14 protein-coding genes are annotated in these 17439 nt (G+C 69.2%); 8 read left to right on the top strand and 6 right to left on the bottom strand.

Features of this window, described 5'->3' with window-relative positions:
* Positions 1-5 precede the first annotated feature (5 nt).
* Entirely contained in the window at positions 6-3158 is a 3153-nt protein-coding gene (locus tag ACZ6O0_RS12545) for a penicillin acylase family protein (protein WP_465764956.1), read from the bottom strand.
* A 119-nt stretch (positions 3159-3277) separates the two neighbouring features.
* On the opposite strand from ACZ6O0_RS12545, the gene ACZ6O0_RS12540 reads away from it, so the two are divergent.
* Complete coding sequence (locus ACZ6O0_RS12540) at positions 3278-4366, top strand: aminotransferase class V-fold PLP-dependent enzyme (RefSeq protein ID WP_465764955.1); 1089 nt, start codon at positions 3278-3280, stop codon at positions 4364-4366.
* Between the two features lie 51 nt (positions 4367-4417).
* Here ACZ6O0_RS12540 and ACZ6O0_RS12535 read toward each other — a convergent pair whose 3' ends face one another.
* Complete coding sequence (locus ACZ6O0_RS12535; RefSeq protein ID WP_465764954.1) at positions 4418-6424, bottom strand: DEAD/DEAH box helicase; 2007 nt, start codon at positions 6422-6424, stop codon at positions 4418-4420.
* A 363-nt stretch (positions 6425-6787) separates the two neighbouring features.
* Between ACZ6O0_RS12535 and soxR the strand changes: the two genes are divergently transcribed.
* From soxR to ACZ6O0_RS12520, 3 genes are all read left to right on the top strand, one after another.
* Positions 6788-7261 carry a redox-sensitive transcriptional activator SoxR gene (gene soxR / locus ACZ6O0_RS12530; protein WP_465764953.1) on the top strand — a complete coding sequence of 158 codons (474 nt, stop codon included), beginning with the start codon at positions 6788-6790 and terminating at the stop codon, positions 7259-7261.
* Between the two features lie 180 nt (positions 7262-7441).
* Entirely contained in the window at positions 7442-8128 is a 687-nt protein-coding gene (gene snpA / locus ACZ6O0_RS12525) for a snapalysin (protein WP_465764952.1), read from the top strand.
* A gap of 72 nt (positions 8129-8200) precedes the next feature.
* Positions 8201-8680, top strand: coding sequence for a hypothetical protein (locus ACZ6O0_RS12520; protein WP_465764951.1), 480 nt, complete (start codon positions 8201-8203; stop codon positions 8678-8680).
* Here the strand turns inward: ACZ6O0_RS12520 and ACZ6O0_RS12515 are convergent.
* Positions 8677-9696 carry a LacI family DNA-binding transcriptional regulator gene (locus tag ACZ6O0_RS12515; RefSeq protein ID WP_465764950.1) on the bottom strand — a complete coding sequence of 340 codons (1020 nt, stop codon included), beginning with the start codon at positions 9694-9696 and terminating at the stop codon, positions 8677-8679. The genes ACZ6O0_RS12520 and ACZ6O0_RS12515 overlap by 4 nt on opposite strands.
* Before the next feature lie 218 nt (positions 9697-9914).
* Between ACZ6O0_RS12515 and ACZ6O0_RS12510 the strand changes: the two genes are divergently transcribed.
* Positions 9915-10994: an ABC transporter ATP-binding protein gene (locus ACZ6O0_RS12510; RefSeq protein ID WP_465764949.1), complete on the top strand. Its 1080-nt coding sequence runs from the start codon at positions 9915-9917 to the stop codon at positions 10992-10994.
* A gap of 16 nt (positions 10995-11010) precedes the next feature.
* Here ACZ6O0_RS12510 and ACZ6O0_RS12505 read toward each other — a convergent pair whose 3' ends face one another.
* Complete coding sequence (locus ACZ6O0_RS12505) at positions 11011-11988, bottom strand: glycosyltransferase family 2 protein (protein WP_465764948.1); 978 nt, start codon at positions 11986-11988, stop codon at positions 11011-11013.
* Between the two features lie 45 nt (positions 11989-12033).
* On the opposite strand from ACZ6O0_RS12505, the gene ACZ6O0_RS12500 reads away from it, so the two are divergent.
* Positions 12034-14508: a YfhO family protein gene (locus ACZ6O0_RS12500; protein ID WP_465764947.1), complete on the top strand. Its 2475-nt coding sequence runs from the start codon at positions 12034-12036 to the stop codon at positions 14506-14508.
* On the opposite strand, the gene ACZ6O0_RS12495 is transcribed toward ACZ6O0_RS12500, so the two are convergent.
* The gene (locus ACZ6O0_RS12495; protein ID WP_465764946.1) at positions 14498-15490 is read right to left on the bottom strand and encodes an ABC transporter permease subunit; all 993 of its coding nucleotides are present in this window, start codon (positions 15488-15490) and stop codon (positions 14498-14500) included. The genes ACZ6O0_RS12500 and ACZ6O0_RS12495 overlap by 11 nt on opposite strands.
* A complete protein-coding gene (locus ACZ6O0_RS12490; RefSeq protein WP_465764945.1) occupies positions 15490-16410 on the bottom strand; it encodes an ABC transporter ATP-binding protein in 921 nt (306 codons plus the stop codon). Before ACZ6O0_RS12490 ends, ACZ6O0_RS12495 begins: the two co-directional genes overlap by 1 nt.
* 116 nt (positions 16411-16526) lie before the next feature.
* Here ACZ6O0_RS12490 and ACZ6O0_RS12485 point away from each other — a divergent pair, with 116 nt between their 5' ends.
* Positions 16527-16997: a nuclear transport factor 2 family protein gene (locus tag ACZ6O0_RS12485; protein WP_465764944.1), complete on the top strand. Its 471-nt coding sequence runs from the start codon at positions 16527-16529 to the stop codon at positions 16995-16997.
* A 114-nt stretch (positions 16998-17111) separates the two neighbouring features.
* The gene (locus ACZ6O0_RS12480; RefSeq protein WP_465764943.1) at positions 17112-17414 is read left to right on the top strand and encodes a metal-sensitive transcriptional regulator; all 303 of its coding nucleotides are present in this window, start codon (positions 17112-17114) and stop codon (positions 17412-17414) included.
* The last annotated feature ends 25 nt before the right edge of the window (positions 17415-17439 follow it).

Raw genomic sequence — 17439 nt, 5'->3', positions numbered from 1 at the left:
CCTAATCATTGCCTCAGGACTTCGAGTTCGTAGAGGGAGTACCCGTACGACGTAGCCCGGGCAGTCCCCGTGACCCGCACATACCGGGCCGCGACGGCCCCGAACCGGACCACATCCTCGCCCCCGTCGCCGGTCGTCGTCGCGAACACCTGTTGCCAGTTCGTCCCGTCCCGCGAGACCTCCACGCGGTACGCCTTCCCGTACGCCGCCTCCCACCGCAGCACCACCCGCCGGATCGTCTGCTCGTTGCCGAGGTCAACCTTCAGCCACTGCGGATCGGACCAGTCGCTGGCCCACCGGGTGTCCAGCTTCCCGTCGACCGCCTGGGCCGGCGGCGAGTTGTACCAGCCCCGCTCGTAGCTGCTCGCGGTCGCCGTCTTCCCCACCGCGAGGTTGCTGACGTCGTCGCCCCGCCGCGCCGGGAACTCGACCACCTGCTGGTACGTCGGCCGGTTGACCCAGGCGATCCGGTCCTGCGTGATCCCGCCCATCGGCTGGTGCGCGATCTGGTCCGCGCAGAACTGGTTGCCTGCCGCACAGTCCGCGGTCGCCGGGTACGTCGTCGCCGCCGGCACTTTGGTTGCCGCCAGCAAAGAGTCGGTGAGGATCGACCGGCACGCGGCCAGCGCGCCACCGCCGCAGAACGTGACCGGCTGCGGCGTCTGCACCGGATCCCCGAGCACCTTGCGCAGGTCGCGCTGGACGAAACCCCACCACCCGCTCTGGAACGCGGAGCCCTGCGCACTCGGCCGCTCGTCGATCTTCAGGTTCGCCACCAGAGCGGCGTACAGGTCGGGACCGAGGTCCTTGAACTCGGCGGGGACCAGCAGCGGCCACCAGGCGTCGAGGATGCGGATCGCGTCAGCATGGTCGTACGTCGTCGACGACGCGTTCGGCGTCTTCCGGTGGCCACCGGCCTGCTGCCAGGCGGTCAGCTGGGCCACGGCGTCGGCGGCGGCCGGGTCCGTGATCGGCGCACTCTTCAGCACCCGGAGCAGGTACGGCAGCACCTGGTCGGCCCGGAGGTCGACCGTGGCCGCGTCCTCCATCGCCTCGACCAGCTTGCCACGGGTGAACTTCTGCCCGCTGCTGATGACCGCCTTGATCCGGTCGTCGAGCGGCTGACTGCGATAGACAGAGTTGTAGCCGAACTGGCCGTCCGACGCGGAGAATCCGGGCGCCTGCTTGTTGTTCCAGCTGGTGAGGTAGTCCTGGTTGACTACCTGCGGGTGTTGTGCGGGCGGCGTGTAGGTGGCCCGGTTGGTGTCGGTGTTCCAGCCCTGCCACTCGTACGAGCTCCAGGTCGGCAGGTTCGGGTCGGCGCCGGCCGCCCGGACCGGGTTGTCACCGGAGTTGAAGTACGCGATCGACGACTTGTCCGTGTAGAACCAGTTGAACGTGTAGCCGATGTTGGCGGCCGCCTTCTGGAAGTCCGCCGCCGAGTGGATCTTGTCGGGGTCGTTGAACTGCATGAACCCGAGCGCGGACCCGGCCTCGTTCCCGTACGTCGACCGGTTCTTGGTGAACAGCACCGGCTTGCCGCCGACCGTGCCGCGATGCGTGACGATCCCGTACTTGGTGCGCAGGGCAACCAGCGTGTACGACCCGGCCGGCTCGGACGAGCCGAGGCTGGCGTACCACTCGTTGTGCCGCTCGAGCCGCTCGATCGGGACACACTGGCCGCGGAACTCGTAGTACTGCGAGTTCTTCGTCGGCGTCCCGCCGCCCGGCTCGCACAGCGGTACGGCGAAGGTGTCGGTGATGTCCTGCCCGGCCGAGGTCGCGCTCCACGAGTAGTCGGGGCCGCGGCCGATCAAGGTGTAGAAGTTGAGCCCGGCGAAGGCGATCCCGCGCGAGCTGACGCCGGGTCCTTGGAGCTCTTGACGCATCAGCAGTTGGGGAGCGAAGTACCCGGTCTGCGGACCGTAGACGGCGACCGGGTTGCCGCTGACGGTGTGTGCGCCGGAGACGAGCAGCGCGTTCGACATGCCCTTCTTGCCGAAGCCCTCGGGGAACAGACCGTCGTCGAAGATCCCGCGCAGCCCTTCCGAGCCCTTCGGCGCAGGTTTCGCGGCGGCCTTCGCGTTGACGGTCTGGTTGATGACCTCGGGCTCGGGTGTGACCGATCCACGGTCCGGCAACGCGCGGCCGGCCGGGTTCGGACCGGTCGTGCCGTACGGGAACGTCGTGCCGTTGTGCACCGTCGTACTGGCTTCCGGGTCGTTCTGCGAGCGGAACGACTCCCACACCTTGGTGCCCTGGGCAACGCCGTACTTCGCCTGGGCCTCGAGCAACGCCAATGCCGACTGGACCTCCTGGCCGCCGCCGGTGCCGAAGATGCCGGCGACCACAGCCGCCGTGGCGACCACGTCGGTCACCTTCCACGGTTGTGTCGGCCAGTCCAGACCGAGAGCGACGTACTCACCGGGATAGGCGATGCCGACGGTGTTGATGTAGTTGTTGACGCCATCCACCCAGGCCTGGATGTCCTGCTGCATCTTCACGCCGTCGGCGCCGTACAACTCGTCGGCGTCGTCGTACTGCCGCTGCAGATCGGCCTCCGTGTACGGCGCGGTCCGCCAGAACTCCTGCTCGAACGCACGATTGGCCGGCGCACCGCCCGCGAACGGGGTCAGCCGGCCACGCCCGAGGTGCCGGAACACGTCCATCACGAACAGCCGGTCCTGCGCTCCGGCGTACCCGGCGCCGAACATGACGCCCTGCCGGGTGGTGCCGGTGATGTGCGGGATGCCGCGCGACTTGTCCCGCACGATCGTCACGTCCGCGCGCGGGTGGATCGTGCTCGCGACGTCGGCCGCCTTCACCCCGAACGACGAGTCGTCGTAGTACGGCGCGAGGCCGTCGTCGGTGATGCCCTGGGAGCTCCAGACCAGGTCCTGGTACGGCTTCACGGTGTCGCTGAAGTGCGCCGGTCTGATCCCGAACGCCTTGAAAGCAAGGAGATCCGTGAAGGTCGCGTTGCCGTTCTGCCCGGGCGGCAGGATGTCCCGGCACTGCCCGACGCAGTAGTCGGCCGGCGTCGCGAGTGCCGCTTGCGGCGCTGCCTGGGTGGGTGCCGGCAGGGCGGCCAGTAGGGCGGTGACGGCAACGGCGGCGAGGGTGGTCCGAAGGCGGGATCGGGGTGCGGGGCGGGGCACGGATTCCTCCCTTGGTCGGGTGAAAATGAGAATGACTCACCAGTAGCTTCGGGTCAAGACTTCGGATCGGCCCAGGTACTGTCCAAGTACTGACAGTGACTACTACTGTGAGCAGCACCATGAGCATCCATGAGCGTTACCGGTTGAGTGTGGTGATCAACGCCAGGGGGACGTCTACCCCGCTGGGGGTGTCCCGCAGTTCCGACGGGGTGGCGGCGGCTGTCGCACAGGCACTACCCGAGTTCTTCGTGATGGACGAGCTGGGCGATCGCGCCAGCGAGGCCATCGCCCAAGTGACCGGCGCGCAGGCGGGCGCCGTCGTGCACTGCACCGCGGCCGGGATCACCCTCGCCGTCGCGGCCACCATGACCGGCGGCGACCCGCGCCGGATCGCGGCGTTGCCGGACGCAACGGACATGCACCACCGGGTCGTGATGCCGGCCTGCCACGTGGTCGACTACGGCCACTCCAACCTGCAGGGCATCCGGCTGGCCGGCGCCCGGGTCGACCTGGCCGGCGACGAAACCCGTTGTGGTGTTGACGATCTGGAGGAGGAGCTCGACGGCCCGGACGTCAGTTGCCTCTTCCTCGTATCCTCCCGGCTGACGCAGGGCGAGCCGCTCGACCTCGTCGCCGCCGTACGGGCCGCGCACCGCCGCGGGGTCCCGGCGATCATCGACGCCGCCGCCCAGTTCCCGCGGATCGCGGACCTGGTGGCGACCGGCGCGGACCTGGTGCTGGTCAGCGGGCAGAAGTACCTCGGCTCCCCCACCGCCGGCCTGATCGCGGGCTCCTGGCCGCTGGTCCAGGCCGTCCGCGCGCAGGAGAAGGGCATCGGCCGGGTGATGAAGCCGACCAAGGAGGCGATCATCGGCGTCATCGCGGCCCTGGAGGAGTGGCAGGCCTTCGACCGGATGAAGTGGGAGGCCGACGAGCTGTCCAAGGTGGTCGCGTTCGCCGCCGCGGCCGAGCGCATCCCCGAGGTCTCGGCCGAGGTGGTCCCGGATCCGACCGGCTTGCAGGTGTCGCGCGTACTGCTGAAGGTTCCGGACGCGAAGCGCGTCGCCACCGAGCTCGAAGCCGGGTCGCCGCCGATCTACGTGATGACCGACCGGGTCGCCGACGACGAACTGATGCTCGAGCTCGTCCCGCTGGACGCGGACGAGATCGCCACCGTCGTGGCCAGGCTCTGGGCGGTCCTTACCTAAGCGAAAGGCCCGGTTTCCCTTGTTTTGCGGGAAACCGGGCCTTCGCGTTACTCAGTGCTGGTAGGACTTCCGGTCGGTACGACGGGGTCCGTTGCTGCCGCGGTTGCCGGGACGGCTGCTGCCGTACCGCTTGCCGCCGCCCTTGTTGAAGCGCTGCGGCTTCGGAGCCGGCAGCTTCACCGGGTACCCGGACGGCTTGGTGCCGCCGGTCAGCTCGGTGACGAGCTCGTCACCCGGACGGGCACGAACCGGCTCGGCCTTGACGCCGGCGGTCTCGGCCATCCGCATCATCCCGCGCCGCTGGTGCGGCAGAACGAGCGTGACGACGGCGCCCTTGCCACCGGCCCGCGCCGTACGACCGGCGCGGTGCAGGTAGTCCTTGTGCTCGGCCGGCGGGTCGGCCTGAACCACCAGGCCGACGTCGTCGACGTGGATGCCACGGGCGGCGACATCCGTTGCCACGAGCACCGGCACGGAACCGTCCTTGAACTGGTCCAGCGTCCGGTTGCGGACACCCTGGGTCAGACCGCCGTGCAGCGCCGCGGCCATCACGCCACGGTCGCGCAGCTGGGTGGCGATGCGGTCCGCGCCCAGCTTGGTGCGGACGAACACGATGGTCCGGCCGTCCCGGCTGGCGAGCTCGGCGGTGAGGCTCTGCTTGTGGCCCGGCTCGATCACCAGCAGGTGGTGCTCCATCGTGCTCACCGAGGCCTGGCCGGACTCGGTCGAGTGCTGCACCGGGTCCTTCAGGTAGGTCCTCACGATCTTGTCGACGTCGTTGTCCAGCGTCGCCGAGAACAGCAGTCGCTGACCCTCCGGCGGCGTCATGTCCAGCAGCGTGGTGACGGCCGGCATGAAGCCCATGTCGCACATGTGGTCGGCCTCGTCGAGGACCGCGATCTCCACGGCACCCAGGTCGGCCGCGCCCTGCTCGCACAGGTCGATCAACCGGCCGGGGGTGGCGATCAGCAGGTCGACGCCGCGGCGCAGCGACTCGATCTGCTTCGGGTACGGCAGGCCGCCGGCGATCAGCTTGAGCGACACGTTCATCACGTGCGCCAGCGGCTCGAGCGCGTCGTGCACCTGCATCGCGAGCTCACGCGTCGGGACCAGGACCACGCCCCGCGGACGGCGGGACTCGGTGTGGCCGCCGGCCAGCCGCATCAGCGTCGGCAGGCCGAAGCCCAGGGTCTTGCCGGAACCGGTCTGACCGCGGCCGAGGACGTCCCGGCCGGCCAGCGCGTCCGGGATGGTCGCCGCCTGGATCGGGAACGGGGTGGTGATCCCGTCCCGCGCCAGCCGCTGCACCAGCCGCGGCGCCAGCCCGAGGGCGGCGAACTGGTTGTCCTCAGCAACAGTCCCCAGGTCCACCGGCTCGTCCCGCCGGGTCTCCTGGGACGACGGCCGCTCGCGGCGCTCGTACTGCTTGTCGTCCCGGTTGAAGCGCGGACGCTCCTCCCGCTCGAACCGCGGGCGGTCGTCCCGACGGAACGACGGCCGGTCGCCCCGGTCGTCACGCTTGTACTGCGGCCGGTCGCCCCGGTCGTCGCGGTTGTACTGCGGCCGGTCGCCCCGGTCGTCGCGGTTGTACTGCGGGCGGTCGTCCCGACGGAACTGCGGCCGGTCCCCGCGGTCGTCACGGTTGAACTGCGGCCGGTCGCCACGGTCGTCACGGTTGTACTGCGGGCGGTCGTCGCGACGGAACGACGGGCGGTCGCCACGGTCATCGCGGCGGTCGGTCCGGTCGTAGCCGCGGTCGGTGCGGTCGTCGCGGTTGTACTGGGGGCGGTCGTCGCGGCGGGGCTGGTTCGTGCGCTCGGCGCGGTAGCCCTTCACCGGAGGCTTGGTGCGGGAGCCACGGTCGGAGTACTGGCTGGGGCCGCCGCGGCGCTCACCGCGGGCGGCGTCGTTGCGGACCTCACCGGTCGGCGCGGTCGACTCGGCGGCCATCCGCTCGCCGTACGACTGGGTCTGGAACTTCTTGTGCCGCGGCTTCTTGACCCGGCCGTCGGCCTGCTCGCCGCCGGAGTCGGGGTGGTCCTGGTGGTGCTGGGTCACGAATCTCTCTCTCAACGTCACGGACGATTGGCCGGATCGCAGCCGCACGCGAGCGCCGGTCATGAAAATGACCGGACGGAACGTGCTGAGCAGGAGACGGGCATCGACCTGCGGGTGCTATCGCGTTGCACCCATGTCGCCGGGGAACTTCAGCCGGATGCTGAAACCGACGGGTCGGAGCGCCTGGGAAAAACTCTGGTGACGCGACGCGCGCACCGACGCCGAAAAGTATACCCGACCGGGCGGCCGCTCCTGACCACTCGGCCGGCGGGCAGACCAGTTGCCCGACTGGTGTGCCCGGGCACCCGTGTCCAGCAGTTAAAGTTAGCTTGAGTTTCTGGTCCCCCGGCCTAGGGTGGCGGTATGGGAGAGGAGAACGTCCCCAGCAAGGAGCATTGGCTCTCGATCGGGGAGATCGCACATCGGTCCGGGGTGGCGGCATCGGCGTTGCGGTTCTACGAGGACCAGGGTCTGATCGACTCGCGGCGGACGGCCGGGAACCAGCGGCAGTACCAGCGCAGCACGTTGCGGCGGATCGCGTTCGTCCAGGCGGCCCAGCGGGTCGGCCTCGCGCTCGCCGAGATCAAGAACGCGCTCGACTCGCTGCCCGACGACCGGACACCGACCCGCGCGGACTGGAGCCGGTTGTCGAAGACGTGGCGAAGCCGGCTCGACGAGCGGATCTCCGAACTCGAGCGACTCCGCGACGACCTCGACAGCTGCATCGGCTGCGGCTGCCTCAGCCTCCAGCGCTGCAACCTCTACAACAAAGCCGACCGCCTGGCCGACCGAGGCCCCGGCGCCCGCCTCCTCAACGTAGGCATCCCCGGCGAGTAGCCCCCACCTGGTCATATCTGTGTGGTTATGGCAGGCATAGAACCGCCCGTGGGGTTCGCGGGTTATCCCCTGGGTTTTGGGTGATCCGGTGCGGAAGAGGCGGACTCTTGGCAGAGTCCGGAGGTAGCGAACGGTGATCCGCCCGTCGCTATCCGCCACCGATCCGGAGTGAGGCCCTCCATGTCGCATCGCCGTATCCTGAGTTCGCTCGCGGGGCTTGCCGCCGCGGCCCTGGCCGTTCCCGCGTTCGCCGCCGCGTCCCCCACCGCCTCGGCACCGGCCACCGACTCGTCCGTCTCGACCGCCGCCACGCGTGCGGCGTACATCGGTTCCCCGCAGGACGAGGCCGCCACCAAGGCGTTCTACGACGCCGTGATGAAGTCCGCCCGCGCGAAGCTGGCGCAGCAGGCCAAGTCCGGCCGGAAGGCCGCCGCCGTCACCGTGACGTACGCCGTCGACGCGCCGAGCTTCCAGTCCCAGATCAACTCGAGCACCCAGATCTGGAACTCCTCGGTCAGCAACGTCCGCCTGGTCGAGGGCAGCAACTACGACTTCTACTACACCGAGGGCAACGACCCGCGCGGCTCGTACGCGTCCACCGACGGCCATGGCAGCGGGTACATCTTCCTCGACTACGCCCAAGCGCAGCAGTACGACCCGACCCGGATCACCGCCCACGAGACCGGCCACGTGCTCGGCCTACCGGACCACTACTCCGGCCCCTGCTCCGAGCTGATGTCCGGCGGCGGCCCCGGCCCGTCCTGCACCAACCCGTACCCGGACGCCACCGAGCGCTCCAAGGTGAACGCCCTCTGGGCCAACGGCAAGACCAGCCTGCCGTCGGCGGCCTTCCACCTCTCCAAGTAACCCCCAGGCCTCCGGCCCGGTACCCGCCCGGCAGGGGACGGGTTTCCGGGCCGGAGCTCGTACTCTGACCGCATGCGGAGACGGCTGGGGATCTGGGGCGGCGCGGCAGTCTGCTGTGCGGGCCTCACCAGCTGCACCGTCCCACCGGGCGGAGTCGTCGGCGTGACAGTGGACGCTCGGGGCGCGGCGGTGATCGTGATCCAGATGTGCGAGGGGCACATCGACGGCGCGACGCTGTACCGGGATGACAAGACGTTCGGCAAGTGGGAGGTCAGCTCCCCGGTGACCGGGTTCTCGCAGTTCGCCCTGGACACGGGCGGCAACGGCTGGACCGTGGTCGGGGAGCTCGAGGGACGGGACCCGGAGCAGCAGTACACGATCTACGGGTGGTCGATCGACAACAGCTGGTCGGCGACCCACCTCGACTTCAGTGACCGGGACCTGTCCGGCCTGAAGCCCGGCACCGTGCTCGTGCCGGAGCGCGAGCAGGAGGGAAACAGGTCCGAGTCCCTCGAGGACTTCAAGACGAAGACCTGCGAAGACTGGAGCTAGCGCGCCGGCCCGGTGGAGCCCCGTACGACGAGTTCCGGGCGGAAGAGGAACTCGGTGTGGGGGGTGGCGTGGCCGCGGACTTCTTCCAGGAGGGACTGGACGGCCGCCAGGGCCATGGACTGGACCGGCTGGCGGATCGTGGTCATGGGCGGGTCGGTGAACTCCATCATCGGGGCGTCGTCGTAGCCGACCACGGACACGTCGCCGGGGACGGAGAAGCCGCGCTGCCGGGCCGCGCGGATCACGCCGAGCGCCATCATGTCGGAGCCGCAGATGACCGCGCTGACCTGTGCGTCGAGCAATTGCTGGGCCGCCGCGGCGCCACCCTCGACGCCGAACATGCTGAGCGCGACCAGCGGGTCCAGCTCCTCGTCGGACACCCCGAGCTGCGCCTTCATCGAGATCCGGTACCCGGCCAGCTTGCGCTGCACCACGATGAACCGCTCCGGCCCGGACGCGAACCCGATCCGGCGGTGGCCGAGGGCAACCAAGTGCGAGACCGCCAGCTCCATCGCGGCGTACTCGTCCGACGACACGAACGGCGCCTCCACCTCGGGCAGCCAGCCGTTCACGAACACCACCGGCAACCGGCGCTCCACCAGCGCCTGGTACCGGGCGTGGTCGGCTCCGGTGTCCGCGTGCAGGCCGGAGACGAAGATGATCCCGGAGACGCCGCGCTCGAGCAGCATCTCGACGTACTCCTCCTCCGTCGCGCCCGACGGGGACTGTGTGCAGAGCACCGGCGTGAAGCCGCGCTGCGACAGCGCCGACTCGATCACCTGGGCGAAGGCCGGGAAGATCGGGTTGATCAGCTCCGGCATCACCAGCCCGATCAGCCCCGCGGACCGCCGCCGCAACCGTGTCGGCCGTTCGAACCCGAGTACGTCGAGCGCCGTCAGGACGGACTGTTTGGTGTCGTCGGCCACCCCCGGCTTGCCGTTCAATACCCGCGAGACCGTCGCCTCACTGACCCCCGCCTTGGCCGCGATGTCCGCCAGCCGCGCTCTGCTGCTCACGCCCGGCACTGTACCCAGCGGACCGTTGACTTTGCAGCAAGATCCTGCAAGAACTTGCAGGCTGCGTGGATCTGTCCACAACGTGAACAGTACGGACACATCACACGCCGTACACCTTGTCAGGACGAGCGGGGCGGGCGAGGATGACTGCACCCCCGCCCGGGGGCCTTTACTCGGATCGTCCGGCACGTTCCTGCCGGTGAAGGAAGGTAATCGTCATGGCCACTGTGTCTTTCAAGTCGGCAACCCGGATCTACCCCGGTGGTGACACCCCCGCCGTCGACAAGCTCAACCTCGAGATCGAGGACGGCGAGTTCATGGTTCTCGTCGGCCCGTCGGGCTGCGGCAAGTCGACCTCGCTCCGGATGCTCGCCGGCCTCGAAGAGGTCAACGAGGGTTCCATCTACATCGGCGACCGCGACGTCACGCACCGTCCGCCGAAGGAGCGGGACATCGCGATGGTGTTCCAGAACTACGCGCTCTACCCGCACATGTCGGTCGCGGACAACATGGGCTTCGCCCTGAAGATGCAGGGTGTCTCCAAGGAGGACCGCGCCAAGCGGGTCATGGAGGCGGCCAAGCTGCTGGGCCTGGAGGAGTACCTCGAGCGCAAGCCGAAGGCGCTGTCCGGTGGTCAGCGTCAGCGTGTCGCCATGGGTCGCGCGATCGTGCGTAACCCGCAGGTCTTCCTGATGGACGAGCCGCTGTCGAACCTCGACGCCAAGCTGCGCGTGCAGACGCGTACCCAGATCGCCGAGCTGCAGCAGCGTCTCGGTGTCACCACGGTCTACGTCACGCACGACCAGGTCGAGGCCATGACGATGGGCGACCGGGTCGCCGTACTGAAGGACGGCCTGCTGCAGCAGGTCGACACCCCGCTGAACCTGTACGACCACCCGAAGAACAAGTTCGTCGCGGGCTTCATCGGTTCGCCGGCGATGAACCTGCTGACCGCGGACATCACCGAGGGCGGCGCGAAGCTGGGCGACTACGTCGTCCCGCTCGAGCGCAGCCTGCTGGCCAAGGCCGGCAGCGACAAGACGCTGACCCTGGGCGTCCGGCCGGAGGCCTTCAAGGTCGCCGACCAGGGCCTGCCGGTGCACGTCGCCGTGGTCGAGGAGCTCGGTGCCGACGCGTACCTGTACGGCACCGCCGAGCACAACAACGAGCACCAGCAGATCGTCGCCCGGATCGACGCCCGGATGCCGGTCGAGAAGGGTTCGACCATCCACCTGGCGGCGCTGCCGGACAAGCTGCACCTGTTCTCCACCTCCACCGAAGAGCGGCTGACCGCCTGATTCGGCAGTAGCAGTCCTACCGGCCCCGGGTGGTTCGTCCGCCCGGGGCCGGTCTGTCGTTCAGCCGGTCCGCGGGATCCATGTTGCTCTGCTTGAGCAGGTAGTGCGGGCGCTTCTTGGTCTCGTAGTAGATCCGGCCGATGTACTCGCCGATCACCCCGAGCATGACCATCTGCAGGCCGCCGAGGCCGGTGATCGCCGCGATCAGCGTGACGTAGCCCGGCATCTCCACGCCGTGCAGGACCGCGACCGCGATCACCCAGACGGCGTACCCGGCGGCGACCGCGGTGAGCAGCAGGCCGACCCAGATCGCCAGCCGCAGCGGCCGGTTGTTGAACGACAGCAGCCCGTCCAGCCCGTACTCCAGCAGCCGCCGGAACGTCCACCGGCTCTTGCGATCCGGCTGCTTCACGTTCTCGTACTCGAACAGGATCGACTCGAACCCGATCCAGGCGAACAGCCCCTTGGAGAACCGGTTGTACTCACCCAGCTCCAGCAGACCGTCCACCGCCCGCCGCGACAGCAGCCGGAAGTCGCCGACCCCGTCGACCAGTTCGACGTCGGCCCAGCGGTTGATCAGCCAGTAGTACGTCCGCGCGAACAGCGTCCGGGTGGCCGGGTCGCCGGTCCGGGACCGGCGGGCGATCACCTGGTCGAAGCCGCGCTCGTACTGCTCGAGCATCCGGCCGATCAGCTCCGGCGGGTGCTGCAGGTCGGCGTCCATGATCACCACCGCGTCGCCGCCGGCGTACCGCAGGCCGGCCAGCATCGCGGCCTCCTTGCCGAAGTTCCGGCTGAACGAGAGATAGCGGACCGAGTCGTCGGTGGCCGCCAACCCCACGAGGGCGTCGAGCGTCCCATCAGTGCTGCCGTCGTCGACGTACACGATCTCGTACGGCCGGCCGGTGGCGGCCAACTCACGGCTGAGCGCCTCGTGGAACCGGGAGACCACCTCGACCTCGTTGTAACAGGGCACCACTAGGCTCAGGCGCATCGTTGTGCTCATACGCACCATCCAGGGCGGGCAGAGAGGCGGACAGTGACTTCGGACGACAGCGCGGTACGACGGCGCCCGGCAGCGCTCCCCGCGCTCGTGGCCGGCGTGCTGGTGGCGGCGGTGTTCACCGCCTCCGGAATCATCCGCGGTACCTTTCCCTTCGGTTCACTGTCCCGCAGTACCAACGATCTTGGCACGCAGTACATCCCCTTCTTCGCCCATCTGTGGGACATCCTGCACGGTCAGGCCCAGGGCGACCTGTTGTTCAACTGGCAGAGCGCGTTCGGTGTCGGCTTCCTGGCCGACTACGGAGTCGTCCTCGGCAGTCCATTGTCTCTGCTGGTGGGTCTCTTCCCGCGCGACCAGATCGATCTGGCCGTCTACGTCATCACCGTCCTCAAACTCGCACTGGCCGCCGCGGCGATGGCGGTCCTCCTGGTCAAGATGCATCCGGGCCCCCGGTGGGTCGCGGCGATGCTCGGTGTGTCGTACGGCGTCTGCGGCTGGGCGATCGACGACGGCGCGTACGTACCGATGTGGCTGGACGGCCTGATCGCGCTGCCGATGTTCTTCCTGGTGGCCGAGTGGTCACTGCGCCGGACCAACCGGCTGCTCAGTGTGCTGGTGGTCGCGGTCTTCTGGCTGTCCAACTTCTACACCGCCTACATGGCAACGATCGCGGCCGGCATCTACCTGCTCGCGCGGGTGCTGACCAGTGACCTGAGCTGGCTGTCGCGGCTGCGCGCGGTACTGCGGCACGGGATCTCGTTCGCGCTGGGCATGGCCCTGGTCGCGCCCGTCCTGCTCCCGATCCTGACCGCCAACGACGCCGCGACGCCGTCGCCGACGGGTGTCTTCCAGCCGTCGCCGATCGACCTGTTCCTGTCGCGCCTGCTCCCGCTGTCGGAGGGCGTCGGCCGGACCGCCAGTCTGTACGTCGGGACCGTCGCGCTCCTGCTCGCGTGTGTGATGCCGTTCAACCGCTTCGTGCCCTGGCGGACCAAGCTGGTCTGGGTGGTGACGACCGTCCTGCTCACCTGGTCGTTCCGCTGGGCGCCGACACAGGAGATGTGGCACGGCTTCGACACCCCGAACGGCAGCCAGTACCGCGAGGCGTTCGTGCTGTGTGGCGTCATCGTCGTGCTCGCCTGGATCGCGGTCGCGTATCGCCTGCCCGGGCCGATCGCGTTGCTGTGCGGCAGCGTCCTGCTGGCCGTGATCGCCTGGATGTCCGACGGCAGCCCGCTGCTGACCCAGCATGCGCTGACCGTGCTGATCGCCTCCGGAGCCGTGACCCTGGTTGTGTTCGGCACTATCTGGGTGTTGCGCCGGTTCATCCCGGTCCGGCGGACCAAGTGGCCGGTGGCGGCCGCGTTCGCGATTCTGCTGGCGGTCGTCGCGGTGGAGACCACGTGGACCGCGGTGATCACCGACGAGCAGCGGTCGAAGGTGCTCGGCGCGTCGGCGGCGGCCTGGGACGAGGCACAGACCCAACGGCGCGACGCGATCCTGGACGCCGGTGACTGGCCGAACTTCCGGGCCGACCCCGGGACGTCGGTGACGCCGAACGATCCGCTGCTGCTCGGCGGGCAGGGCGCCGGCCTCTACAGCAGCCTGCTGCCGTACTCGCTCAACCAGACACTGACCGGTCTCGGCTTCGGCTGGTCCGGCTACGGCCGCGCGTCGCACGACCTCGACAACCCGGTCACCGACGCGATCTTCTCGATCGGCGCCAAGATGCACCTGGGGCGGGGCGGCCCGATCATCACCCGGTCCACCGTCCCGCCGCTCGTCACGGTCCGCCGGCGGCTCGGAGCCACCGCCGCCTCGAACGCGTACGTCGCGCAGGAGCGGCTGCTCGGGACCCCGGTGTACGAAGTCCCGGAGTACAAGGGCACCAGGTTCGCCACCGGTGACGTGAAGCTGGTCGCCCAGTGCACACCGGGTACGACGGCCTTCCTCTACCTTCCCCGGGTGGGCGGGCGGGCCCGGCTCGCCGACGGTCGGTGGCGCGAGCTGTCCGCGACCCGCCGGCCGGGGATCAACACGAGCAGCGCGATGATCCAGCTGGGCGCCGTGCCGAAGTCCGGGATCGTGCTGATCGAGATCAACTTCGGCGAGGATCCGCAGGGCATCGCTCCGACCGGCGCGGTCGGTTGCCTCGATCAACAAGCATTGGCGAAGGCCGTGCGCAGACTGCGGGCGAGCGGCGCCACAGCCGTGGACGCCGGCGGTCACTCGATCCGCGCCTCGCTGCCAGCGGGCAGCACGGGGTACGCCGTCGTCGCCGTACCGAAGCTGGACGGGTGGAAGTGCTCGGCCGGGGACGGGAAGGCCCAGACCCCGCGGGATTACGGGGGCCTGGTCGCCGTACCCCTGACCGGGACCGCCGATCGGATCGCCTGCACCTTCACGCCGCCGGGGCTGCGCCGCGGTCTGGCGATCGGCGGGGCCGCCGCCGTGATCACGCTCGGGATCGTGCTGCTCGGATGGCGGCGGCGACGCGTCAGGAGTTGATGTCGCGGCGGTGGAACACCCCGGCGCCGAGCAGCACGAGGGCCACAAGCAGGATCGTGAGGTACCAGGCGCCGTGCTCGAACGACAGCGTCTTCTCGATGCTCTCGCACAGGTAGCTGCCGTCGCCGCCGGTCCTGCACTGGTTCAGGTAGTACGTCGCGTCGTGCCGGACGAACGCGTCGAAGTTCAGCTTGATCAGCCACGGCTGCGCCTGGTTCAGGAAGCCGCCGAAGACCCCCTCGATCAGGACCAGGTACCCCATCACCACCCCGATCGCGGCTGCCGTGTGCCGCAGCAGCAGCCCGACGATGCCGCCGATCACGGCCCCCAAAGCCGTCATCAGCACGGCCCGGCCCCCGGTGGCGACCAGATCACCCCACACCTTGCCGGTCGTGGTGGTCGTGTCGCCGAGCTGGTCGACGATCAGGTACGTACCGAGCATCAGGATCGCGAGTACGCCGGCCCCGACCGGAACGAACCCGATGCCCGCCGCGAGTAGTTTGCTGCCGTAGACCCGGAGCCGGCGCGGTTCGAACGTCAGCCAGTTGCCGATGGCACCGGTACTGAACTCGGCCCCGACGAAACTCGCCCCGATCAGGAACGCCGCGAAGACGAGCAGGTACGACGATCCGAGCAGCAGCTCCGGCATCAACTGGGCGAACACCGTCGGTGGTTTGCCGAAGTCCTCCAGCTTCGGCTCCGGGTAGGCGCACATGTCCTCGAGCTTCGGCTTCGGATCCGGCTGGTTCTGCCAGTCCGCCTCGCACATCTGCTTGTTCTCGGCGGCGTGCTCGACCCAGTCCTTGTGCGCGAACTCGTACTGCCGCTGCGCACCGGCCTGGTCCAGCGCGGACTGCGGCCGCGCGTCGAGCCAGGTGGCGAACAGCAGGAACGCGGTGATCAGCAGCACCCCGGCCACGCCGATCACGGTCAGCCGGCGGGCCGTCAGCCGGCGCAGCTCGACTCCGGTCAGACGGAGCATCACAACCCCTCGCCTTCGGTCAGCTCGAGGAACACCGACTCGAGGTCGGCCCGGACCGGGACCAGCTCGGACACGTACAGCTCCTGGTGGGCGAGGCGGCGGGTCACGTCGGCGGGGTGCTCGGCGCCGTCGACGAGCAGGTAGTTGCCGTCGGCCCGGACCGTCATCCCGGCCGCGGTCAGGACCCGGGTCGCGGCCTCGTGGTTGTCCACGGCCACCTTGACGGTGGTCGCCGTACCGCCGCCGATCACCTCGGCGACCGTGCCGGAGGCGAGCAGACGGCCGTGGCCGATGATCGAGACGGTGTCGGCGACCTGCTCGACCTCGGCCAGGATGTGACTGCTGACCAGCACGGTCTTGCCCTGGTCGCCGAGCGCCCGCATGGTCTCGCGGATCTCCCGGATGCCGGCCGGGTCGAGGCCGTTCGTCGGCTCGTCGAAGATCAGCAGGTCCGGCTCCTTGAGCAGCGTGGCCGCGATCGCCAGCCGCTGCTTCATGCCGAGCGAGTACGTGCGGAACCGGTCCTTGCCGCGGTCCCCGAGCGACGTCCGCTCCAGGACCTCACCCACGCGCGTCCGTGGTGCGCCGATCGCCTCGGCCAGCAGCTCGAGGTTCATCCGGCCGGTGAAGGCCGGGAAGAACTTCGGCGACTCGACGATCGCGCCGACCCGGCCGACGACCTCCGGCAGCTGCGCCGGCACCGGCTTGCCGAACACCGCCATCGTCCCGGCGTCGGCCCGGATCAGCCCGAGCAGCATCCGGATCGATGTGGTCTTGCCGGACCCGTTCGGGCCCAGGAAGCCGTGGACTCCCCCGGCCGGCACCTCGAGGTCGAGCCCCTGGACCGCCACCACCTTGCGGCCCCGGCGGGTCCGGTACGTCTTGCGCAGTCCGCGCGTACTGATCGCCGCCTCCGGCATCCGCGCCCCCTCTCGTCGGTGAGCAGACGCACAGAGTGACAGGTTTGTTGGCGCGGCGCATGTCCCGGAAGTCTGGTCCAATATTGAACGGATACTGTCAACCGAAGGAGTTGGTCGTGAACGCTCGACCCCCGCTGCCCCCGTTCACCGAGGAGACGGCGATCCAGAAGGTGCGCGCCGCGGAGAACGCCTGGAACAAGCAGGACCCGGAGGCCGTCTCGCTCGCCTACACCCCGGACACCTACTGGCGGAACCGGGACGTCTTCGTCAACGGCCGGGCCGAGGTGGTCGCGTTCCTGACCCAGAAGTGGGCCCGCGAGCTGGACTACCGCCTGATCAAGGAACTGTGGGCGTACACCGGCAACCGGATCGCCGTCCGGTTCGTGTACGAGTGCCACGACGCGGCCGGCCAGTGGTTCCGCTGCCACGGCAACGAGAACTGGGAGTTCGACGAGAACGGGCTGATGCGGGTCCGGCGGGCCAGCATCAACGACCAGGCGATCGCGGAGTCCGACCGGCTGTTCCACTGGGCGGCCCCCGGCCCGCGTCCGGACGACCACCCGGGGCTCACCGACCTCGGTCTCTGACCCCGCTCGACAAGTACCCCCTACGGGTATTGGCGCAGGACTTGCGCTGGATACCCATAGGGGGTACTTTCGTGTCGTCGACATACCCCCGAGGGGTAGCCAGAGGAGCGAGAGATGACCGACGCCGAAGCCCATGTCCACGGGTACACCGCCGAGAAGACCAGCCACCTGAAGCGGCTGCGGCGGATCGAGGGCCAGATCCGCGGCTTGCAGCGGATGGTCGAGGAGGACAAGTACTGCATCGACATCCTGACCCAGGTGTCGGCCGCCACCAAGGCACTGCAGTCGTTCTCGCTCGAGCTGCTCGACGAGCACCTCTCACACTGCGTGGTCGAGGCCGCGCAGAAGGGTGGCGCCGAGGCCGAGGAGAAGGTCCGCGAGGCCTCTGACGCGATCGCCCGCCTGGTTCGCAGCTGACAACACCCATCCCCCACCGCCGCCG

This window comes from Kribbella sp. NPDC048837 (genome assembly GCF_055586945.1).
Note: the sequence above shows the minus strand (reverse complement) of the source record. Positions and strands in the feature narration are given on the sequence as shown.

What these genes read in the sequence shown, in the direction of transcription:
- ACZ6O0_RS12480 (WP_465764943.1), top strand. Translation starts at nt 17,112, where the DNA reads ATGACCGACGCCGAAGCCCATGTCCACGGGTACACCGCCGAGAAGACC.
- ACZ6O0_RS12505 (WP_465764948.1), bottom strand. Translation starts at nt 11,988, where the DNA reads ATGCGCCTGAGCCTAGTGGTGCCCTGTTACAACGAGGTCGAGGTGGTC.
- ACZ6O0_RS12510 (WP_465764949.1), top strand. Translation starts at nt 9,915, where the DNA reads ATGGCCACTGTGTCTTTCAAGTCGGCAACCCGGATCTACCCCGGTGGT.
- ACZ6O0_RS12495 (WP_465764946.1), bottom strand. Translation starts at nt 15,490, where the DNA reads ATGCTCCGTCTGACCGGAGTCGAGCTGCGCCGGCTGACGGCCCGCCGG.
- ACZ6O0_RS12520 (WP_465764951.1), top strand. Translation starts at nt 8,201, where the DNA reads ATGCGGAGACGGCTGGGGATCTGGGGCGGCGCGGCAGTCTGCTGTGCG.
- snpA (WP_465764952.1), top strand. Translation starts at nt 7,442, where the DNA reads ATGTCGCATCGCCGTATCCTGAGTTCGCTCGCGGGGCTTGCCGCCGCG.
- ACZ6O0_RS12540 (WP_465764955.1), top strand. Translation starts at nt 3,278, where the DNA reads ATGAGCATCCATGAGCGTTACCGGTTGAGTGTGGTGATCAACGCCAGG.
- soxR (WP_465764953.1), top strand. Translation starts at nt 6,788, where the DNA reads ATGGGAGAGGAGAACGTCCCCAGCAAGGAGCATTGGCTCTCGATCGGG.
- ACZ6O0_RS12490 (WP_465764945.1), bottom strand. Translation starts at nt 16,410, where the DNA reads ATGCCGGAGGCGGCGATCAGTACGCGCGGACTGCGCAAGACGTACCGG.